20 protein-coding genes and 1 pseudogene are annotated in these 20,837 nt (G+C 39.0%); all 21 read left to right on the forward strand.

The annotated features are described in order from the left end of the window. Positions 1-221 precede the first annotated feature (221 nt). Positions 222-1,622: a BglG family transcription antiterminator gene (locus NFR51_RS07055; protein ID WP_251713016.1), complete on the forward strand. Its 1,401-nt coding sequence runs from the start codon at positions 222-224 to the stop codon at positions 1,620-1,622. A gap of 104 nt (positions 1,623-1,726) precedes the next feature. Continuing rightward, positions 1,727-2,818 (forward strand): L-ascorbate 6-phosphate lactonase, encoded by a 1,092-nt coding sequence (ulaG, locus tag NFR51_RS07060; protein WP_251713017.1) that lies wholly within the window; start codon positions 1,727-1,729, stop codon positions 2,816-2,818. A 16-nt stretch (positions 2,819-2,834) separates the two neighbouring features. Further along, a complete protein-coding gene (ulaA, locus tag NFR51_RS07065; protein WP_251713018.1) occupies positions 2,835-4,340 on the forward strand; it encodes a PTS ascorbate transporter subunit IIC in 1,506 nt (501 codons plus the stop codon). Next, the gene (locus NFR51_RS07070; RefSeq protein ID WP_251713019.1) at positions 4,334-4,612 is read left to right on the forward strand and encodes a PTS sugar transporter subunit IIB; all 279 of its coding nucleotides are present in this window, start codon (positions 4,334-4,336) and stop codon (positions 4,610-4,612) included. Before ulaA ends, NFR51_RS07070 begins: the two co-directional genes overlap by 7 nt. Before the next feature lie 37 nt (positions 4,613-4,649). Beyond that, entirely contained in the window at positions 4,650-5,141 is a 492-nt protein-coding gene (locus NFR51_RS07075) for a PTS sugar transporter subunit IIA (RefSeq protein WP_251713020.1), read from the forward strand. Positions 5,142-5,202: 61 nt separating this feature from the next. Then, the gene (locus tag NFR51_RS07080) at positions 5,203-5,868 is read left to right on the forward strand and encodes a 3-keto-L-gulonate-6-phosphate decarboxylase UlaD (RefSeq protein ID WP_251713021.1); all 666 of its coding nucleotides are present in this window, start codon (positions 5,203-5,205) and stop codon (positions 5,866-5,868) included. A 2-nt stretch (positions 5,869-5,870) separates the two neighbouring features. Further along, positions 5,871-6,734, forward strand: a complete 864-nt coding sequence (locus tag NFR51_RS07085; protein ID WP_251713022.1) for an L-ribulose-5-phosphate 3-epimerase — start codon at positions 5,871-5,873, stop codon at positions 6,732-6,734. Between the two features lies 1 nt (position 6,735). Further along, on the forward strand, positions 6,736-7,458 hold the full coding sequence (locus NFR51_RS07090) for an L-ribulose-5-phosphate 4-epimerase (RefSeq protein ID WP_251713023.1): 723 nt from the start codon (positions 6,736-6,738) through the stop codon (positions 7,456-7,458). After that, positions 7,455-8,167, forward strand: a pseudogene (locus NFR51_RS07095) (transaldolase). The gene NFR51_RS07090 and the pseudogene NFR51_RS07095 overlap by 4 nt, the downstream one beginning before the upstream one ends. Positions 8,168-8,294: 127 nt before the next feature. Continuing rightward, complete coding sequence (locus NFR51_RS07100) at positions 8,295-10,322, forward strand: copper-translocating P-type ATPase (RefSeq protein WP_439108859.1); 2,028 nt, start codon at positions 8,295-8,297, stop codon at positions 10,320-10,322. A 162-nt stretch (positions 10,323-10,484) separates the two neighbouring features. After that, positions 10,485-11,324 (forward strand): undecaprenyl-diphosphate phosphatase, encoded by an 840-nt coding sequence (locus tag NFR51_RS07105; RefSeq protein ID WP_251713024.1) that lies wholly within the window; start codon positions 10,485-10,487, stop codon positions 11,322-11,324. 202 nt (positions 11,325-11,526) lie between these two features. Then, entirely contained in the window at positions 11,527-12,099 is a 573-nt protein-coding gene (locus tag NFR51_RS07110; RefSeq protein ID WP_251713025.1) for a TetR/AcrR family transcriptional regulator, read from the forward strand. A gap of 19 nt (positions 12,100-12,118) precedes the next feature. Further along, complete coding sequence (locus tag NFR51_RS07115) at positions 12,119-12,478, forward strand: iron-sulfur cluster biosynthesis family protein (RefSeq protein ID WP_251713026.1); 360 nt, start codon at positions 12,119-12,121, stop codon at positions 12,476-12,478. Between the two features lies 1 nt (position 12,479). Next, positions 12,480-13,838, forward strand: a complete 1,359-nt coding sequence (locus tag NFR51_RS07120) for an FAD-dependent oxidoreductase (RefSeq protein ID WP_251713027.1) — start codon at positions 12,480-12,482, stop codon at positions 13,836-13,838. A gap of 207 nt (positions 13,839-14,045) precedes the next feature. Beyond that, positions 14,046-15,191: a cystathionine gamma-synthase gene (locus NFR51_RS07125; RefSeq protein ID WP_251713072.1), complete on the forward strand. Its 1,146-nt coding sequence runs from the start codon at positions 14,046-14,048 to the stop codon at positions 15,189-15,191. 107 nt (positions 15,192-15,298) lie between these two features. Further along, positions 15,299-15,847 carry a DUF6036 family nucleotidyltransferase gene (locus tag NFR51_RS07130; RefSeq protein WP_251713028.1) on the forward strand — a complete coding sequence of 183 codons (549 nt, stop codon included), beginning with the start codon at positions 15,299-15,301 and terminating at the stop codon, positions 15,845-15,847. Further along, on the forward strand, positions 15,848-16,129 hold the full coding sequence (locus tag NFR51_RS07135; RefSeq protein WP_251713029.1) for a hypothetical protein: 282 nt from the start codon (positions 15,848-15,850) through the stop codon (positions 16,127-16,129). It abuts the gene before it with no gap. A 61-nt stretch (positions 16,130-16,190) separates the two neighbouring features. Next, positions 16,191-17,564, forward strand: coding sequence for a M24 family metallopeptidase (locus NFR51_RS07140; protein WP_251713030.1), 1,374 nt, complete (start codon positions 16,191-16,193; stop codon positions 17,562-17,564). A 233-nt stretch (positions 17,565-17,797) separates the two neighbouring features. Then, positions 17,798-18,361: an alkyl hydroperoxide reductase subunit C gene (gene ahpC / locus NFR51_RS07145; protein WP_251713031.1), complete on the forward strand. Its 564-nt coding sequence runs from the start codon at positions 17,798-17,800 to the stop codon at positions 18,359-18,361. A 59-nt stretch (positions 18,362-18,420) separates the two neighbouring features. After that, the gene (ahpF, locus tag NFR51_RS07150) at positions 18,421-19,950 is read left to right on the forward strand and encodes an alkyl hydroperoxide reductase subunit F (RefSeq protein ID WP_251713032.1); all 1,530 of its coding nucleotides are present in this window, start codon (positions 18,421-18,423) and stop codon (positions 19,948-19,950) included. 163 nt (positions 19,951-20,113) lie between these two features. Then, a complete protein-coding gene (locus NFR51_RS07155; RefSeq protein ID WP_251713033.1) occupies positions 20,114-20,731 on the forward strand; it encodes an FMN-dependent NADH-azoreductase in 618 nt (205 codons plus the stop codon). The last annotated feature ends 106 nt before the right edge of the window (positions 20,732-20,837 follow it).

A 20,837-nucleotide genomic window follows, 5' to 3' on the forward strand; every position in this document is an offset into this window, starting at 1 on the left:
AAAGTCCTTTCTTTTTTGTGTCTTCTTAGACAGATTATAACACACTAATTTGTGTCTACTTTTATAGTATAGCTCCATTTCAAGTTTCCCGCCGGAAGATATATTATCATCTTGATAAAATCAATGATGCGCTGCCGGAAAATATTGACAAAATCATTACCATCCCCCGACAAGGAATACTTTTAAGTTTTACACAAAAAAAAGCTTGCCAGTCTTTAATCATGAGAATAAATACTTATACCTATATGATGACTGCGCGTGAGAGAAGATACCTGATTATTCTCTATATTTGCATAAACAGTGAACGAGTGACGCTCGAAAAGTTAATAGATTTGACAGAAACCTCTCGTAACACTGTTCTGAATGACTTAAACAGCATTCGCGATGATCTGCAAAACAGTCAATATAAAGTCAGTTTACAGACCACAAAGCAAAAAGGTTACTTCTTGAGAGGTGCAACACTAGGGCGAGTGCAATACATGCATAAAATCTACAGCCATATCTTCTCCAATGGAAGCTTAGGCTTTCTGGAAATAGTACAGAAAACAATATCTGAAACGGATAGCAATGCTAAGTATGGTAATTTAAAAAAATTATTTGAAAATCAAGTCCCCGTTTTAGAAAAGAATCTGGGGAAAAAAATTAATAAACATGAACTTAAATTAATGATTAAAACCTTTCCCTTAGTCTTGATGAGCTGCTGGAACATGCAGCTGAATCACTCGGAAGTAGAGGAAGTTTGTAAAGATTTATCAGTGATTCATGCACGCATTGAATATAAGGCTGCGTTGAAACTCGCAGAGATAATTTTAGAGGAACTGTCGCTTCGACTTAATGCTTTTGAAACCGTAACAATCGCCCTCTTGCTTCTTTCGTATAGAAAAGACAGTGATGAACATGCTACAAGTAAAGACTGGCATTATTTGAAGAAAACAATTGATGCCTGTATTGCATATTTTGAGGAAGTTTCTGTCTGTCGATTGGAGCAAAAAGAAGAATTGTCCAAGGCTCTTTTGTCGCATGCTAAAGCAATGTTGTTCCGCAAAAAATACGGTATTCTTTCAATAAATCCATTAACAGAACAGATTAAAGAAAAATATCCTGAAGTTTTTTGCTTCACTAAAAACAGCGTTGAGTTACTGGAAGAAAGTTGGAAGATTGACTTAACCGATGACGACATTGCCTATATAGCTGTTCATTTTGGTGGCGCTTTAAAAAACACATACTCAAGATATCAAAAGAGTTCTGTCTATGTTGTCTGTGATGAGGGACTCGCAGTTCAAAAATTGCTTATTAAACAGCTGTGTCAGTATATCCCAGAAGAAGACATTAAGGCAGTTTTTACTACAGAACAGTTTAAAAGTATTGAAGAAATCATTGATTTAGGGCTGTTGATTTCTACAAGTCGTCTAGAAACTGAACTGCCCTTCATTTTTGTCCATCCTATTTTGACAGAAGACGATAGTGCCAAAATTGGCAACAGCAGTTGTTTTCAACTTGGTAAATTTTCTGAGTTTAAGGAAAATTTAGAAGGTATTCTGAGCAACTATATACGAGAGCATTCGGCAGTAAAAGAGTGCAGCAGAAGCATTCTAGAAATGACAAGTAAGATTTTATCTTGATTAAAAAGTCCAAATATGAACACATACACGTGCAGTATTTGGTCTTTTTTTCTTTCGATTAGCATATTAAGATTAGAGTATAAAGAGCAACACAGGAGGTTGATATGGCTAATATAAATGAAGTGACCAGAGAATCATGGATTTTGAATACTTTTCCAGAATGGGGCACCTGGCTTAATGAGGAAATTACAGAAACAGTAGTACCAGAGGGAAATTTTTCAATGTGGTGGCTGGGAAATTGTGGCCTATGGGTAAAAACGCCAGCTGGTGCAAATATTGTTATGGACCTATGGTCATCCCGGGGCAAGTCAAGTAAAAAGGCAAAGAACATGGTCCGAGGGCATCAAATGGCTAATATGGCAGGAGTTCGACAATTGCAACCCAATCTTCGCGTTCAGCCCATGGTGATTGATCCTTTTGCAATTGAAGAACTGGATTATTATTTAGTTTCACATTTTCATAGTGACCATATTGATTTAAATACAGCAGCAGCTATTGTCAATAATCCAAAGCTAAAGCATGTGAAATTGGTCGGTCCTTATGAATGCGGTGAAATTTGGAAAAAATGGGGTGTATCTGAAAAAAGAATTATAATCATCAAACCCGGAGAATCCTTTAGAGTAAAAGATGTTACAGTACATGCTGTGGAGTCATTTGATCGAACATGCTTGGTCACCTTGCCTGTGGAAGGCGCAGAGGCCCATGAGGGGAAACTTTCAGGTTTAAGGGTAACCGATGCAGAGATGGCCCGAAAGGCGGTAAATTATATCTTTGAAACCCCTGGTGGGACCATATATCATGGCGCAGACTCCCACTTTTCGAACTATTTTGCTAAGCACGGTAAGGACTTTAGTATTGATGTAGCCTTGAATAACTATGGCGAAAATCCAAGAGGGATTCAAGATAAGATGACTTCGGTCGATTTGCTACGAATGGCTGAAAATTTACGGGCCAAGGTCATTATCCCTGTGCACTATGACATCTGGTCTAATTTTATGGCTTCTACAGCTGAAATACTTGAACTTTGGAAAATGCGTAAAGAGCGTTTGCAATATGACTTCCATCCATTCATATGGGAAGTCGGCGGCAAGTATACTTATCCATTGGATAAAGAGAAAATAGAGTACCACCACCCACGGGGGGTTGAAGATTGCTTTGAGGAAGATTCAAACATTCAATTTAAAGCCTTATTATGATATAGGAGTGAATTTTATGGATGCTTTTATGATTATATTAGAATGGTTTTCTAAAAATATTTTACAGAATCCTGCCTTTTTTGTAGGCTTACTGGTTTTCATCGGTTATGCCCTACTTAAAAAGCCAGCTCATGAAGTCTTCTCGGGCTTCGTTAAAGCAACAGTCGGCTATCTGATTTTGAATGTTGCTTCGGGTGGTTTAGTAAATACCTTTCGGCCGATACTTGCCGCTTTGAACTATAAATTCAATATCGGTGCAGCAGTTATTGATCCTTACTTTGGGCTGACAGCAGCAAATGAAAGTATCGCTAAGCAATTTCCTGATTTTATTGGTGCCGCAACAACAGCAATTCTGATTGGCTTTGGTGTCAACATTGTGCTTGTAATGTTTCGAAAAATCACCAAGGTACGTACTCTATTTATTACTGGCCACATCATGGTTCAGCAAGCAGCAACAGTCTCATTGATGGTGCTCTTGCTTGTGCCCGAATTCAGGAGTCCCTCTGGTATTGTAGCGATTGGTATTATCTGTGGACTTTATTGGGCAGTAAGCTCAAACATGACCGTAGAAGCTACTCAGGCTTTAACGGGTGGTGGAGGCTTTGCGATTGGTCACCAACAGCAGTTCGCCATTTGGTTCGTGGATAAGGTTGCAGGTAAAATCGGCAATGGGGAAGAAAATCTTGATAATATAAGACTTCCCAAGTTTCTCTCCATTTTCCATGATACCGTTGTTGCTTCTGCAACCTTGATGTTGGTTTTCTTTGGGGCAATCTTGGCAGTTCTCGGTCCAGATATTATGTCTAATCCAAAAGTCATTACCTCTGGTATTCCCTATAATCCTGCAGCACAATCTTATTTCATGTATGTGATCCAAACAGCTTTTACATTCTCTGTTTATCTTTTTATCTTAATGCAAGGCGTTCGCATGTTTGTAACAGAACTAACCAATGCCTTCCAAGGGATTTCGCAAAAGCTTTTGCCCGGCTCCTTTCCGGCTGTTGATGTGGCAGCTTCGTTTGGTTTCGGCTCACCCAATGCTGTACTTTCTGGGTTTGTGTTTGGATTGATTGGTCAGTTGCTTATGATTGGATTGCTGATTGTGTTTGGCAGCCCAATTCTTATCATCACCGGATTTGTTCCTGTATTCTTTGACAATGCAGCCATTGCTGTTTATGCAGATAAACGCGGAGGTTGGAAAGCAGCCCTTGTTCTTTCCTTTATTTCAGGCCTGCTTCAAGTTTCCGTTGGTGCTCTTGCAGTTGCTTTGCTTAAGCTGCAAGCTTTCGGAGGGTATCATGGGAACATTGACTTTGAATTACCCTGGGTACCGTTTGCTTATATTTTCCAAAAATTAGGCGTTTGGGGTTATGTCATCGTCTGTTTGTTCTTGCTCGCAATTCCACAGCTTCAGTATCGGAAAGCAAAGAGCAAAGAAGCTTACTATGCCGGACAAGTCCAAGCGCTAGGAGAAAATAAATTCAATAAAAAAGAAACAGATGAGGAGAAAAATATATGTTAAAAATCTTGACCGCATGCGGTAATGGAATGGGAACCTCAATGGTTATTAAGATGAAAGTAGAGCGTGCAGTACGTCAGTTGGGGATTACCGATTTCGAATCTTCTTCCTGCTCTGTAGGTGAAGCTAAAGGATTAGCAGCTGGTTACGATATTGTCATTGTATCAGAGCACCTCATCGGAGAATTAAAAGGGCGTACGAAAGCCCATCTCATTGGTCTTGATAACTTAATGGACGACACTGAAATCAAGACAAAATTACAAGCCGTCTTGTAACACTTGTATAAAGTGATAGAACTCAGGAGGAAAAAAGATGAACTTGGTGCAGAGCTTAAGGGAAAATGATTCTATTCGTCTGGGCTTAAGGGCTCAAAACTGGGCAGAGGCGATAAAGCTCTCTGTTAAACCTCTTATTGATAGCGGTGCGGTAAATGAAGTGTATTATCATGCAATTTTGGAATTAACTGAAAAATACGGCCCTTATTACATCCTTATGCCAGGTATGGCAATGCCTCATGCACGACCGGAGGCCGGGGTAAACAGAAATGCTTTTTCTCTTATTAGCTTGACTGAGCCTGTAACTTTCTCAGACGGTAAAGAAGTAAGCGTTTTATTAACTTTAGCGGCTATCAACGCTGAGATTCATACCACTGTAGCAATTCCACAAATCGTAGCACTGTTTGAACTTGAAAATTCAATTGAACGGATTGTAGCTGCTAAAAGCAAAGAGGAAATATTTCAGATGCTAGAGGAATCTAAAAATAATTCTTTTCTTCAGGAATTAAATCTAGACAGTGAGATGTAAAAGAAGGTTTTTAATAAAAATCCAGAAGAATAATAGATTTTAAACCAAGAAGGATGAAAAAATGAATAAAAGACGCCCTAATTTGCAAGTAGCTCTGGATCACTCGGAGTTGCACAGCGCGCTTAAAGCTGCTGTATCTGTTGGACACGAAGTAGATATAATCGAAGCTGGCACAGTTTGCCTGTTACAGGTGGGGAGTCAACTGGTAGAGATACTCCGTAGTCTTTTCCCTGATAAAACGCTTGTCGCTGATACCAAATGTGCTGATGCAGGAGGAACTGTGGCTAAAAATAATGCTCTTTGTGGAGCAAACTGGATGACTTGTATCTGCTCTGCAACTCTTCCAACGATGAAGGCCGCTCGGAAAGCAATTCAAGAAATAAATGATAAAAATGGTGAGATACAGGTAGAACTTTACGGTGACTGGACATATGAACAAGCAAAAGCCTGGCTTGCTGTAGGGATTTCCCAAGTCATCTATCATCAATCACGTGATGCCCTTCTGGAAGGGCGGACTTGGAGTGAAAAAGATTTTGAGCGGATCAAGAAGTTAATAAATATGGGTTTCCGCGTCTCAGTCACTGGTGGTCTGGATACAGGAAGCTTGGAACTCTTTAGAGGGTTAGATATTTTTACATTTATTGTAGGACGTGGCATTACCGAAGCGGCGAAACCTGCAGAAGCGGCACATGAGTTCAAAGCTGAAATTATACGGATTTGGGGGTAATTATGACTCGACCTATTGGAATTTACGAAAAAGCAATGCCGAGGCATTTTTCTTGGAAAGAGCGGTTAGAGTTTGCAAAAGAGCTGGGATTTGATTTTGTTGAAATGTCAGTAGATGAGGACGACTCACGTTTAGAGCGACTGAACTGGACAAAAGAAGAACGCTTGGAAGTTGTTCAAGCAATCTACGAAACAGATATTCGTATTCAAAGCCTTTGTTTTTCTGCTCATCGCCGTTTTCCGTTAGGATCAAGCTGCCCTGAGACTGAGGCAAAGTCATTAAAAATTATGGAACAATGCATTGAATTAGCTCAAGATTTAGGTGTCCGTGTTATTCAAGTTGCAGGGTATGATGTCTATTATGAAGAAAAATCTACTGAAACAAGAACACGTTATATCAAAAATTTGCGAAAGGTGTGTGACTGGGCAGAGCAGGCACAAGTTATCTTGGCAGTTGAAACAATGGATGATCCCTTTATCAACTCTGTTCAAAAATACCTGACCATTGAAAAAGAAGTTGCTTCACCCTATCTTTTTGTCTATCCAGATACAGGAAATATTTCCGCATGGCATAATGATATTTATAGTGAACTTTTTCTTGGTCATCTCTCCATTGCAGGCCTTCATTTAAAAGACACATACGCTGTAACAGAGCGTTCAAAAGGCCAATTTCGTGATGTTCCTTTTGGGAAAGGGAGTGTAGATTGGGAAACCATGTTCAATATTTTAAAAGAAACCAATTATCAAGGTCCATTTTTAATCGAAATGTGGTCTGAAAATTGCGAGACAGTGGAGGAAACAAGAGCAGCAATCCAAGAAGCTCAAACTTTCCTTTATCCATTGATTGAGAAAGCGGGGCTAAAATAAAATGATATTAGAAGAACTTAGAAAGCGTGTCTATGCAGCAAATGTCGCACTGCCAGAATATGGACTAGTAAAGTTCACATGGGGAAATGTTTCTGCTATTGACCGGGAGCTTGGTTATGTTGTTATTAAGCCTAGCGGTGTCGAATATCATAACCTTAGACCGGACAATATGGTTATCACGGATTTAGAGGGTAAAGTTATTGAAGGAGAACTCCATCCATCTTCTGACTTGATGACACATTTGGAGCTTTATAAAGCTTATCCAGAGATTGGGGGAGTCGTTCATACACATTCAACAGAAGCTGTCGGTTGGGCTCAAGCAGGGCGGGATATTCCATTTTATGGAACAACTCACGCAGATTATTTTTATGGCACAATTCCAGCAGCTCGTTCTCTCACAGCAGATGAAATTCACTCCGATTACGAAAGAAAAACGGGGACAGTTATTATTGAAACCCTTAGGGAAAGAAGCAGCAGTTATAAAGTAGTTCCAGGTGTTCTCGTGCGTAATCATGGACCTTTCACATGGGGAAAATCACCAGAAGAGGCGGTCTATCACAGTGTGGTCTTGGAGGAAGTTGCGCGGATGGCGAGATTAACTGAACAACTCAACCCTAAAGCAGAAGAAGCACCAACATACTTGTTGGATAAGCACTATCTTCGCAAGCATGGCTCTGCCGCTTATTATGGACAAAAGCAAGCAAAACGAAAGGAAATTCTATGAAATTTAATATTGAAATCTATTCTGACGGTGCAGTCATTGCTGATATGATTGCAATGAAAGAAGCCGGGCTTATCTCGGGATTTACAACCAATCCCTCGCTCATGAAGCATGCAGGAATTACAGATTATATGTCTTTTGCCCAAGAAGTTCTGAGAAAAATAGAAGGAATGCCTATTAGCTTTGAAGTCTTTGGGGATGACTTTGAAACAATGGAAAAAGAAGCATTAAAACTTGCTGCTCTGGGGGATAATGTTTTTGTTAAAATTCCGATCATGAACACACGTGGAGAGGTAAGCATTCCCTTAATCAAAAAATTGTCAGCTTTAGGTTTAAAGTTGAACATTACAGCCCTGATGACGGAAAAACAAGTTCAGGACACTCTGTAGATGCCCTTACTCCAGGTGTTGAGAGCATTGTTTCAGTATTTGCTGGGCGCATAGCAGATACTGGTGTCCATCCAGAACCATTTGTGAAAAAGTCAGTTGAAATCTGTCGCCAAAAAGAAGGGATAAAACTTTTATGGGCTTCGACACGTGAGGTGCTGAACATTGTGCAAGCACAAGATCTTGGTGTCGATATAATTACTGTTCCCCCTGCTCTTTTGAATAAGCTTTCAATGTATCATAAAGACTTGAATATACTCTCGCTCGAAACAGTTCAAGCTTTCAATAAAGACATTAAAGCTCTAGGATTTACAATTTTAGACTGACATTTGTTCGCACAAATTAAGCATCTTTTAACTTCTTAGAAAATTCAGTTTACTTGACTTTATAAGTTTACGCGCGTAAACTATAAATAAAGAATGTTTAAAAAACTGAGAATTCAAGGAGGTTAGCATGGATAATAGACAGGTCGAACATATGCAACATGATCAGGCAGAAATGAAACATCACGATGAGCATGATATGATGAACCACGGTGGACACATGATGCACATGGGTAATATGAGCAAGAAGCTGAAAGTCAGCATTGCTTTGATGTTTCCACTGCTTGCTATTTCAAGTATTGCTGGATTTCAATTGCTTCATTTCCCAGGGGACTCTCTTATTAGGTTAATACTGGGTTCAATTATTTTCTTTTACGGTGGTACACCTTTCTTTAGTGGTGCGCGTGGAGAATTGCAGGCTAAAAAACCTGCGATGATGATGCTCATCACTATGGGAATTGTTGTTGCCTATCTGTACTCTGTCTATACTACGGGCGTGGTATGGGCTGGTGGAGAAGCTATGGATTTCTGGTTTGAACTGTCAACCCTGATTGTTATCATGCTGGCTGGGCATATCATTGAAATGAAGGCTGTTCATCGTGCGGGTGATGCCCTTAAAGATCTGGCAACACTTATTCCTAAAAAGGCGCACTTGAAAGGGGGAAAAGACGTAGCCATATCTGACCTCAAAGTAGACGATATTCTTTTAGTTAAGGAAAATGAGCGAATTCCAGCGGATGGTATTGTTATATCAGAAACAGCTCACTTATCCGTAGACGAGTCGATGATCACAGGTGAATCTCGTCCTGTCCCAAAAGAAATAGGGGGCACTGTTTACGGCGGTTCTCTGAACCAAAACCTTCCCTTTGAAATGAAAGTTACTTCTCTAGGCAAGGACTCTCTCCTTTCACAAATTGCCCAACTGGTCGAAAGAGCCCAAAAGCAAAAGTCTGCCAGTGAAAATCTAGCCGATAAAGTCGCAGGATGGCTCTTCTGGACAGCCTTAATCGTGGGTATTACTTCTTTCATCATCTGGACAATAACTTCCACACTTAGCTTTGCTTTAATGACCGCTGTATCCGTCTTTGTGATTGCTTGTCCTCATGCTTTAGGATTAGCTGTTCCTCTCGTTGTGGCACGTTTAACCAACATTTCAGCTAAAAATGGGCTCCTCATCCAAAACAGAACTGCTTTGGAGTCAGTCCATAAGATTAAGTATGCCTTGATGGATAAGACGGGGACTTTAACGGACGGAAAATTTACTGTGCGTCAAGTTGTAAAAGTCGATAAAGAAGAAGACATTGATATTCTGCAGGTAATGGCAGCCTTAGAAAAGGGCTCCACTCATCCCATCGCCCTTTCTATTGTTAATGCAGTGGAGGATTTACAACTCGAAGCAAGGGATGTAGAAAATATTCCTGCTGTGGGGGTGAAAGGAAGTGTACAAGGCAAAAATTATAGTGTTGTATCTTATGCCTATCTTCGAGAGAATTCTATCGCTGTTGACCAAGACGAAGTTCAAAAAGCTTTTGCTCAGGGTCTGACTGTATCTTTCTTGATATCTGACAGGAAAATTCATGGTTTTGTATCTTTAGGCGATTCGCTAAAGGAGGATGCAGCATTCTTCATTGCAGAACTGAAAAAACGTGATATCTTACCCATCATGTTAACTGGTGATAATAAAGCTACAGCTGCAAAAATTGTTAAAAATTTAGGCATAACAGAGTTTTATGCTGAATTAAAACCGGAAGACAAAGCAAGGATTGTCAAAACCTATCAAGAAAAAGGTAGTGTTCTCTTTATTGGAGATGGTGTTAATGATTCGCCAGCACTGGCAACAAGTAATCTTGGAATTGCCATTGGTGGCGGAACTTCTGTGGCGATTAACACAGCAGATGTTGTCTTGGTGAACTCAAATCCCAGTGATGTCCTAGCTCTAATTGAAATTTCTAAACGTTCTAACCGTAAAATGAAACAAAACCTTTGGTTTGGTGCTGGTTACAATATCGTCGCTATTCCTGTTGCAGCTGGCATTTTCTATCCTGCATTTGGAATTTCAATTGATCCTTTAGCAGCGGCCGTGTTAATGAGTATCTCAACAGTCGTTGTTTCAATCAATGCAATGGGACTGAAGTATGAAAAAGCTCAAGAAAAATAACAAAGCATTCCCTCAAATTGTAGAGGAGTGCTTTTTCCTGTCACTTCAATTTACGCCTTAATTTTGATAAAATGGTTCAAGTGCTGGTCGAAGAATTAAGTTGAAACTTTGCCTGCTGAAAATAATAGCTTTACCATATTAACGAATAGGATATAAGAAAAAATGGACTTAAATTTTATTGAACTTTTGAAAATCATCTTCCTTGGCATTGTTGAGGGGATTACGGAATGGCTACCCATATCAAGTACAGGACATATGCTTTTAGTTGATGCCTTTATTCATACAGACATGACTCAGTCTTTTAAAGATATGTTTTTCGTTGTTATTCAGTTAGGGGCGATTATTGCTGTTATCGTAGAATTTTGGTCGAAGATGAATCCATTTGTTAACATTGAAGGCAAAGGGGTACGTATCAAAAGATCTGTCTTTAATATGTGGCTTAAAGTCATTGTAGCCTTTCTCCCCACAGCCGTTTTCGGCCTCTTTCTCAACGATTTTTTAGAAGAAAATTTTGGTACACCATTGACGATTGCTATCATGCTCATCATTTACGGTATTGCCTTTATTGTGGTTGAACGTTGGAATAAAACACGTCAGCCTAAAATCACGAGTCTCAAAGGACTGACATATCAAGCAGCACTAATTATCGGGATGTTTCAAGTTCTCTCAATGATTCCTGGAACATCACGCTCTGGTGCGACCATTGTTGGTGCCTTGTTGATTGGTGTGTCACGTGTTGTTGCTGCAGAGTTTACTTTCTTCCTAGCTGTTCCAACAATGCTCGGTGCCTCAGCTTTCAAGCTTTTGAAGTTCGGGCTTCACTTTAGTCTGTCAGAGATAATCGCACTTATCGTAGGTATGGCTGTGGCTTATATCGTATCAGTCTTTGTTATTAAATTCTTAATGAGTTATATCAAGCGTCACGATTTTCAAATTTTTGGTTGGTACCGTATAGTTTTAGGACTTCTTGTTATTATCTTTATCCTTTTTGGAGTGATTTAAAATAAATTAATGAACCATTCAAAGTGACAGTTCGCTGTCTTTATGAATGGTTTTTTTATTGTTTTCATATGATTTCTCTCTTATAAGTCCCTTGTGTTTATCCTGAATTCGAAATTTCAAGTTCAATTTCTTGTCAGCTTACTCTAGGATGTGTTATATTAATATTGTACCAAGCGGTAGGTAAAATGATTGGAGGTGTAAAGTGTCGGAAGCAAAAGATAAAATCATAGAGAGCAGCAAAAAACTTTTCTGCCAGAAAGGTTATGCTTCAACTTCTATTCGAGACATTTTGGAAGATTCCGGTACTGGGAAAGGACAACTTTATCATTATTTCCTATCCAAAAAGGAAATCTGCTTGGAGGTAATTCATGCGCATAGCTCTGAGTGGGAAAAACAATGTTTTGCCCCCCTTTTGAGCCAAATGAAAAATCCAGAAGAAGCCTTGCTCGCTATGCTGGACTGGGAAATTCGGATGCATAAAGACGAAATACAGCATTATGGTTGTGCAGTAGGGAATCTTGTCGTCGAACTTGGTGCGGGTGAAGATGAGGATTTTCGTGAACTATTGCGTCAGCTTATGAAAAACTGGACTCAATTGGTTCAAGCACGAATTATTGAAATTACAGGTTGGAATCAAGAAAAAGCTCAAGTTCAAGCGCAACATATCATTTCAAGTATCCAAGGCAATCATATACTGCTTAAACTTACACAGGACTGGACAGTTTTCGAAAGGGGAATAGATAAATTAAGAAAGGAAATCAAGTCACTTGCTTAAGCGATTGGAGGCAGAAAACATGAAATTAATATTCGATAAAGAAGTAAGCGAAAGATTGGTGAAATTCGAAAATGTAGATTTTGTACTAGATTTTGACCATGAGTTGAGTGAAAAGAACGAGTCAGTAGATGCATGTGCAGGTGGTATTTCACGTTATCGCCTCCTTGCTATAGATAAGGGGAAACTTCCTGAGGTGTTTGATGCACATTTAGACTCTGAGTTTGGTCCTATTTATTTTAAAAAATGGGGCGAAATGTTCTGGGGAAGTCAAGACCTATATGCTAAGGTTGAAGGCAGTTATAACCTTATAGCTTTGAAAACAGATGGTGAATATTTAAGTCACAATTTACTTATCGTGGATTACAGGGGAAAATTATAGTATGGAAAGAAAAGCAGTTAAAAATCTTATTATTGGTTTTGGGAAAGCAGGGAAAACACTTGCAAAATCTTTAGCTAGAAAAGGAGAAGCAGTTGCCATAGTAGAGCAATCTCCACGCATGTACGGTGGAACATGTATTAATATTGGCTGTATCCCTTCAAAATCTCTAATCGTCAATGGTCAAAAAGGTGAGAAGTTTGCGGATGCAGCACTTCAAAAAGTTAATCTTGTCGAAAAATTAAATAGAAAAAACTATCACATGATTGCAGATGAGCCTACAGCAACAGTTATAGATGGTAAGGCTCGATTTTTATCGGATCATGAGGTGGAAATCTCTCGAGAAGGGCAACCTGCTATGCTTGTGGAGGCTGAACGTATTTTTATAAATACAGGAGCACGCGCAATTTTGCCCTCAATTCTCGGCATGTCAGAATGCAAAAACCTTGTAACCTCCACAGGGTTGATGGACTTGCAAAAACGTCCAGATCATCTCGTCATCATTGGCTCAGGCTACATTGGTCTCGAATTTGCTTCAATGTTCCTGTCTTATGGCTCTAAGGTAACCGTTATTGACGCTCATCGCACTTTTTTACCGCGTCAAGATCGAGACATCGCAGCACGTGTAAAAAAAGATTTAGAAGAAGCAGGAGCAGTTTTCAAGCTCGGCTACGAAATTAATGGTGTTTTTGATCGTAATGAGAAGAGCATCTTAAATATCATGTTTGATGATCAAGCAGAAGAAATTGAAGCAGATAAAATTTTATTGGCCACTGGTCGTAAGCCAAACATCTCTGGTTTAGGGTTGGAAAATACTTCTGTAAAAATAGGAGAAGACGGCCATATCTTAGTGAATGAAAAGCTGGAAACTTCTGCTAAAAATATTTGGGCTCTCGGAGATGTCCACGGTGGGCCACAGTTCACCTATACGTCATTAGACGACTTCAGAATTATTGAAAGTCAACTTTATGGAGATAAGAGCAGAACTTTGGATAATCGCGGAGAGATAGCAAGCAGTGTTTTTATCACTCCAACCTTGTCTAATGTTGGCTTGACAGAAACTGAGGCCCAAGCTCAAAGAAAAAGTTATCGTCTGTTCCGTTTAGAAGCTACAGCCATTCCTAAATCAGCTGTACTCAGACAAAGTAAAGGTTTACTCAAAGCACTTGTGGACCCAGACACAGATGAAATTTTAGGGGCAACGCTTTATGCTGAAGATTCACATGAAGTGATTAATATTCTGTCTCTTGCAATAAATGCCAAGTTGCCTTATACTATGATACGCGATCATATCTTTACACATCCAACAATGAGTGAAGCCTTAAATGACCTCTTTTCTAACGCAAACGAGGTTAAAAAATAGAAACGCGAACAAGGACTGATGTCATTCAAAATGCAAAAAAGCTTAATCCATACATAAGAATACGGGCTAAGCTTTTTTGTATTTTGAAAACTTTATAGCAATTCAGTATAAAATTTTTAAAAGTTGGTTATAAATAGTTCTTAATTATAAGAGAAGCAAACTGTATTATAATGAATGAACAATTACAGAAAGGGAACTATATCAGAGATGAAGATAAAAACAAAAATGGTTCATGGAGGAATCAGTGAGGATGCTGCTAGCGGAGCTGTTTCAGTCCCAATCTATCAAGTATCCACCTATAAGCAAGAGGGACTGGGGCAGCCCAAAGCTTATGAATATTCAAGGTCAGGAAATCCAACACGTCATGCTCTAGAATCACTTATTGCAGATTTAGAGGGAGGCGTGCGTGGTTTTGCATTCGCTTCAGGATTAGCAGGGATTCATGCTGTTCTCTCAATTTTTAAGGCAGGCGATCATATCATTATGGGCAATGATGTTTATGGTGGTACTTTCCGTTTGATGGACAAAGTTATGCAGAACTTTGGTTTAGAGTACGATTTGGTTGATTTAACCGATCTTTCTGCACTCAAAAAGACGATAAAGTCTACCACTACAGCCCTCTATTTTGAAACACCTTCAAATCCTTTGATGACGATTTTAGATATACGACAACTTACAGAAGTTGCGCAAGAAAATAATCTTATCACAATAGTAGACAATACTTTTGCTACACCGTATTTTCAACGCCCTTTAAGTTTGGGAGCAGACATCGTTCTTCATTCAGGAACAAAGTATCTGGGAGGGCATTCGGATGTGGTAGCCGGGTTAGTGACAACAAAGGATACAAACTTAGCCGAGCGCATTGGTTTCATGCAGAATTCTATCGGAGGTGTGTTAGGACCGCAAGACAGTTGGTTGGTTCAGCGAGGAATAAAAACTTTAGCCCTTCGTATGGAAGCTCATGCAGCAAATGCCCAGAAAATTGCAGAGTTTCTCGAGAAAAGCCCACAGGTAAGCAAAGTCTACTACCCAGGACTACCTACAGATTCTGGATATGGAATTGCTTCTAAACAAATGTCAGGATTTGGCGGAATGCTCTCCTTTGAGCTCCAAGATGAAAGTAAAGTAAAATATTTTGTCGAATCTCTAAAATATTTTACTTTGGCAGAATCACTGGGTGGCGTTGAAAGCTTGATCGAAGTTCCAGCAGTAATGACACACGCTTCAATACCAAAACATCTTCGAGAAGCAGTGGGAATCAAAGATGGACTAATCCGCTTGTCTGCAGGGGTTGAAGATATTCACGACTTGTTGGAAGACTTGCAAACTGCATTTGAAACAATAAGGAATTAAAATGCCAAAAGGTGTTTTTCTTGTTTTAAGAGATAAAAAACTCTTTTTTTATGCGCTGCTATATGCTATAATCAGAAAGAGAGATTTCAAAAGAAAGTATATGATTTATGAATTATGATAAGTTGTTTACACGTTTGAATGAAAAGCTGTCAGAAAACGACATTCATCTGAGTTTACAATGTGTGGGTGGCTTTGTACTTGAGTATCACGGCTTAAAAGCTACTGAAGATATTGATGCTTTCTATGAATCTACTTCTAAGGTAGAAGAAATTATTGCAGAAATTGGGCAAGAATTTCATGTAGGAACTGTAAATGAACCTTGGCTAAGTCATTCGATTGGGCAAATCATGTCTTTTTCTGAGCAGGATAGAGTGCTTATTTTTAAGGCAAGTCATCTTGACGTTTATCTCTCTTCACTTCAATCTGTTTTGATTGATAAGATTCAAGCGGGAAGAGAAAAGGATGTCCCTGATATTGCTCAAATCATGAAAAAATTAAAAATAAAAAGTCCAGATACTCTGCTTGATTTGTTGGAAGATTATTCGGAAGGAACATCTGATCCTGCAGTTGTTTTAGAAGCCTACAGCATTGCTTATGGCAAAGAGGCTTTGAAAAATTATTTACGAGAAAAACCAGAACTTTTGAGGTTGTTATAGATGAGTTGGAAAGAATACTTTGAAGCTGCTGCTAAAAAATCCAGAGGAGATGCAAGACTGTGGCTCCGCTATTTGAACAAGGCGATTCAGCGCCATCAGATTTTTTTGTCCCCAGAAGAGATTGATTACCTCGTTCATTCCGAGGCACTCTCACATTTTCAGCGTATCTTTCTCGCTTTAGCAGTTGAAGAAGGAACAAAAGCCTGGGAAATGACCGTTTCCTTGTCCGAGCCTTCGCAGTTTTCACATTTAAAATCTGTTTTAAAAGAATTAAAAAATTAATATCACTAAGTACGGAATTGCTTTTTAGGCAATTCTTATTTTTACAAAAAGGGAGCGCAAATTGATTCAGCTTAAACAGATTAAAACGCCAGCTATTGAAAACAAATTAAGTCCAGTTGCCTTGACTGATGAAACAATGTCTTTTAGAAAAACTGCTTTGCTCGGAAAAATGCGAGAAAAAGGCTATGACAGTTTGGTTATTTATGCTGATCTGGAACATGGGAGTAACTTTGAATATTTAACTGGTTTTCTTCCACGTTTTGAGGAAGCTTTACTCATTCTTCATATGACTGGTGAGGCCTACATGGTATTGGGAAATGAGAATTTAAATAAAGCAGGTAAGGCAAGACTTTTAGCTAAAGCCATACACATGCCACATTTTTCCTTACCTAATCAGCCCATGCCTAAAAAAGGGACAGTAGAGGAAATTTTGAGTCAATGTACTTTAGAAAACGCAAAGAAGATTGGCCTCGTAGGCTGGAAAAACTTCACCAGTTTTGCGGAAGATAATACACAACTTTTTGAGCTCCCCTATTATCTGGTTCAAGCTCTAAAAAAGTTATATCCCAATGTATTAATGGAAAATGCTACACAACTTTTCATTGGTGAAGGCGGTATACGTACTAGAAACAACGCTAATGAATTTGCACATTATGAGTTTGGCGCAGCATTAGCAGGGCGCTGTATTTTACAGACAATGGATCAAGTGGAAGTTGGAAAGACAGAGATGGAAATTGCGAGGAGTCTCTCTGATCTTGGTCAGTCTCATAATGTTGTTACAATTATGGCTACTGGTGAGCGGTTTGAAAAAGCGAATATTTATCCAGGGTCCAAAATTATCAAAAAAGGCGACAGACTTTCTATGACAACAGGTTATAAGGGTGGGCTCCAAAGTAGAGGAGGGTATGCTGTAAGCCGACCTTCAGAGTTACCTGATGCTGAAAGAGATTATTTGGAAGTTGTAGCTAAACCTTATTTTAATGCTGTAAAAACATGGTTGGAGACAGTTAAAATTGGAATGCTAGGACAAGACTTGTATGATAAAGTCGAAGAGGTTCTCCCCAAAGGCAAATATGGTTGGACCTTAAACCCAGGACATCTGATAGCTGACGAAGAATGGCTGAGCTCTCCTATTTATCCAGCGTCAACAGAAAAGTTGAAGAGCGGAATGCTTTTCCAAATTGATATCATTCCTTCTGTACTGGGCTATGGTGGTGTAAGCTGTGAAAGTGGGATTTTCTTAGCAGATGAAAAACTAAGAGCTAACATCAGTCAAATGTATCCCGAAGTCTGGCACAGAGTTCAGAAGCGAAGAAAATATATTCAAAACGAACTTGGTATTTCCCTTTCAGAAGAAATTCTTCCTACAAGCAGTGCGACAGCTTATTTGCGTCCCTTTATGTTAGACAAACACTTAGCATTCACTGCAAGATAAATTTTTCCCTTAGCGGGATTTTTTATTTTATAAAATAATCAGAACATTATCAATTATCCTTTTCTCAATAACCAAAGCACTGTTTGCAGTTGTAAAGTAAGAATGTAATAATTCAGAAGCATTAAGCGGTTTCATTTGTTCTAAAATTATGAACAGATTCTTTGACTAACACCCAGCATTTTGTGATAATTATTAGGGAACATAAAATAATAGAAGAATTGGAGAGAAAATCTATGTCACTAATCGGAAAAGAAGTTGAACCTTTTGTTACTGAAGCCTACCAAAATGGGAAATTTTTAACGGTCAATTCAGATGATTTTAAAGGAAAATGGAATATTATCGTATTCTACCCTGCTGATTTCTCATTTGTTTGTCCAACAGAATTAGAAGACTTGCAAGAACAATACGCTACTCTTAAAGAATTAGGTGTTGAAGTTTATTCATGTTCAACAGACACACACTTTGTCCATGCTGCATGGCATGAGCACAGTGAAGCTATCGGAAAAGTAGAATATCCAATGCTTGCTGATCCCTCCCAAAAAATTTCTCGTATTTTTGATGTTTTAGATGAAACATCTGGTTTATCACAACGTGGTTCATTTATCATTGACCCAGACGGAGTCGTTCAAGCTGTAGAAATTACAGCAGATGGTATCGGGCGTGATGCGAGCCAGTTGGTAGACAAAGTGCGTGCAGCACAGTATGTCCGCAATCATCCAGGGGAAGTGTGTCCTGCAAAATGGAAAGAAAATGCCGAAACACTAACACCCGGCTTGGACTTGGTTGGTAAGATTTAATTTAACAAGGCGAAGTAGCTTACTCGCCTTTTTTAAGCTAAAAAGAATGGAAAGACAAAATGTTAGAAGAGAATCTTAAAGCACAACTTAAGCAATATTTAGAACTTTTAGAAAATGATATCGCCTTGCGCGTAAAAGCAGATGAAAATGATACGAACGGTAAAAAAGTTCGTGATTTTGTCAATGAGATTGCGGAGATGTCACCTCGTATAAGCGTCGAGGAAGCAAAATTAGTAAAAGCGCCTGGATTTTCTGTAGTACGTAAGGGCGAGATGCGAGGTGTTGCCTTTGCTGGTATTCCTTTAGGGCATGAATTTAATTCACTCGTTTTGGCTCTTTTGCAAGTGAGTGGCCGTGCACCTAAGATTGAAGAAGACCTCAAAAAACGCATTCAAGCCATTGATAAACCTTATCATTTCGAAACCTACGTCAGTTTGACTTGTCATAACTGCCCAGATGTTGTACAGGCTCTGAATATTATGAGTGTACTTAATGAAAATATTACACATACGATGATTGAGGGCAGCATGTTCCAAGAGGAAGTAAAATCTCGTGGTGTAATGGCAGTCCCAACAGTTTTTGTTAACGGCGAGGAATTTTCAAGTGGTCGCATGAGTCTTGAAGAAATATTAAATAAACTCGTTGGTCAAACTGGAAGTGAAGAATTTGATGACAAAGATCCTTATGATGTTCTTGTTGTTGGCGGTGGTCCTGCAGGTGCAAGTGCTGCTATTTATGCAGCGCGAAAAGGAATACGTACAGGAATTTTAGCTGAAAAATTTGGCGGTCAGCCATTAGAAACTTTAGGTATCGAAAACTTTATCGGCACAACCTATACTGAAGGTCCTAAGCTAGTCGCACAACTTGAAGAACATGTAAAATCTTATCCTGCCGACATTATGAAAACACAAAAGGCAGTGAAATTAGAGAAAAAAGATATGCTTGAAGTGACACTAGAAAACGGTGCAGTTCTTCAATCAAAAACCGTTGTATTATCAACGGGAGCACGCTGGCGTTCACTCGGAATTCCGGGAGAAGAAGAATTTAAAAATAAAGGAATTGCTTATTGTCCGCATTGTGATGGACCAATCTTTGCAGGTCAGAAAGTAGCCGTAGTTGGGGGCGGAAACTCGGGGATTGAGGCAGCTATTGATTTAGCTGGTGTAGTTGAGCATGTTACTGTTTTAGAATTTTTGCCAGAGCTTAAAGCCGATAAAGTTTTACAAGAAAAGCTGTATTCTCTAAACAACGTAACTGTTCTGACCAATGTCGAAACAAAAGCTATTCACGGTAAGGGCAAGGTTGAAAGTTTAGACTATGTCAATCGCGACACACAGGAAGAAGTAACTCTTGAACTGTCAGGTGTCTTTATCCTAATCGGACTAGTACCAAATACTGAATGGCTTGACGGTGTTGTTGATCTTACAGCACGGGGTGAAATCATCGTTGATAAGCACGGCGCTACCAATGTACCTGGCGTGTTTGCTGCGGGGGACTGTACAGACTCTGTTTATAAACAAATTATTATTGCAATGGGAAGTGGTGCTACTGCGGCTTTAGGTGCATTTGATTATTTAATTCGTCACTAAAATCAAAAACCATCTTGAAGTTTTTCGAGATGGTTTTAGTGTTTGCAAATTTGTGCTAAATTTCACATATTAAAATTATAGTTTTTCAAAAATGTTTTTGATATAATGATAAGGTAACGTTGTTTACATATGTAAATCAAATGAAATCTTGGAGGATTTATTAATGACGAAATTACTTGTTGTAAAAGGGCATCCTTTAACAGCTGAAGACAGCTTCTCAATTAAAGGTTTAGATACTTTTGTATCTGCTTATAAAGCTACAAATGCAGGAGATGAAGTAGAAGTACTCGATGTTTTCTCTGCCAACATTCCTGAAATTGATCAAGACATGGCTTCTGCCTTTATTGCGATGCAAAATGGTGTAGACTTCACTGCCTTGTCTGAATCACAACAAGATAAAGTTGCACGTTTTGGTGCTTTTACAGAGCAATTTCTTTCAGCAGATAAAGTAGTCATTGCGAGTCCATTATGGAACCTTATGATTCCTGCTAGCCTAAAAAAATGGATTGATACAGTCAATGTTGCGGGTAAAACGTTCCGTTATACAGAAGAAGGTCCGAAAGGTTTAGCAACAGACAAGAAAGTACTGTACCTGCAAGCCAGTGGTGGTTTTTATAATGGACAAGATACAGGCACTCAATATATGAAAGCGATTTTTGAATTTATCGGGACAGATTTTAGTTCTCTGAGTGTTGAAGGTCATGCTTATCAGCCTGAAAAGGCAGAAGAATTCTTGTCTGAATTTCTTAACAAAGTAGAAGCAGTAGCTAAGGAATTTTAAGATCTGAAAGGTCAAAGTTATTCATACAAAAGACGTGACCTAAAATGAATAGATGCAGAAGAAGTTGTGCACCTCATGGGGGAATTAAGCATGAATTTCTATATAT

The organism is Lactococcus ileimucosae (assembly GCF_943193185.1).
In the GTDB taxonomy this organism is placed as follows: domain Bacteria; phylum Bacillota; class Bacilli; order Lactobacillales; family Streptococcaceae; genus Lactococcus; species Lactococcus ileimucosae.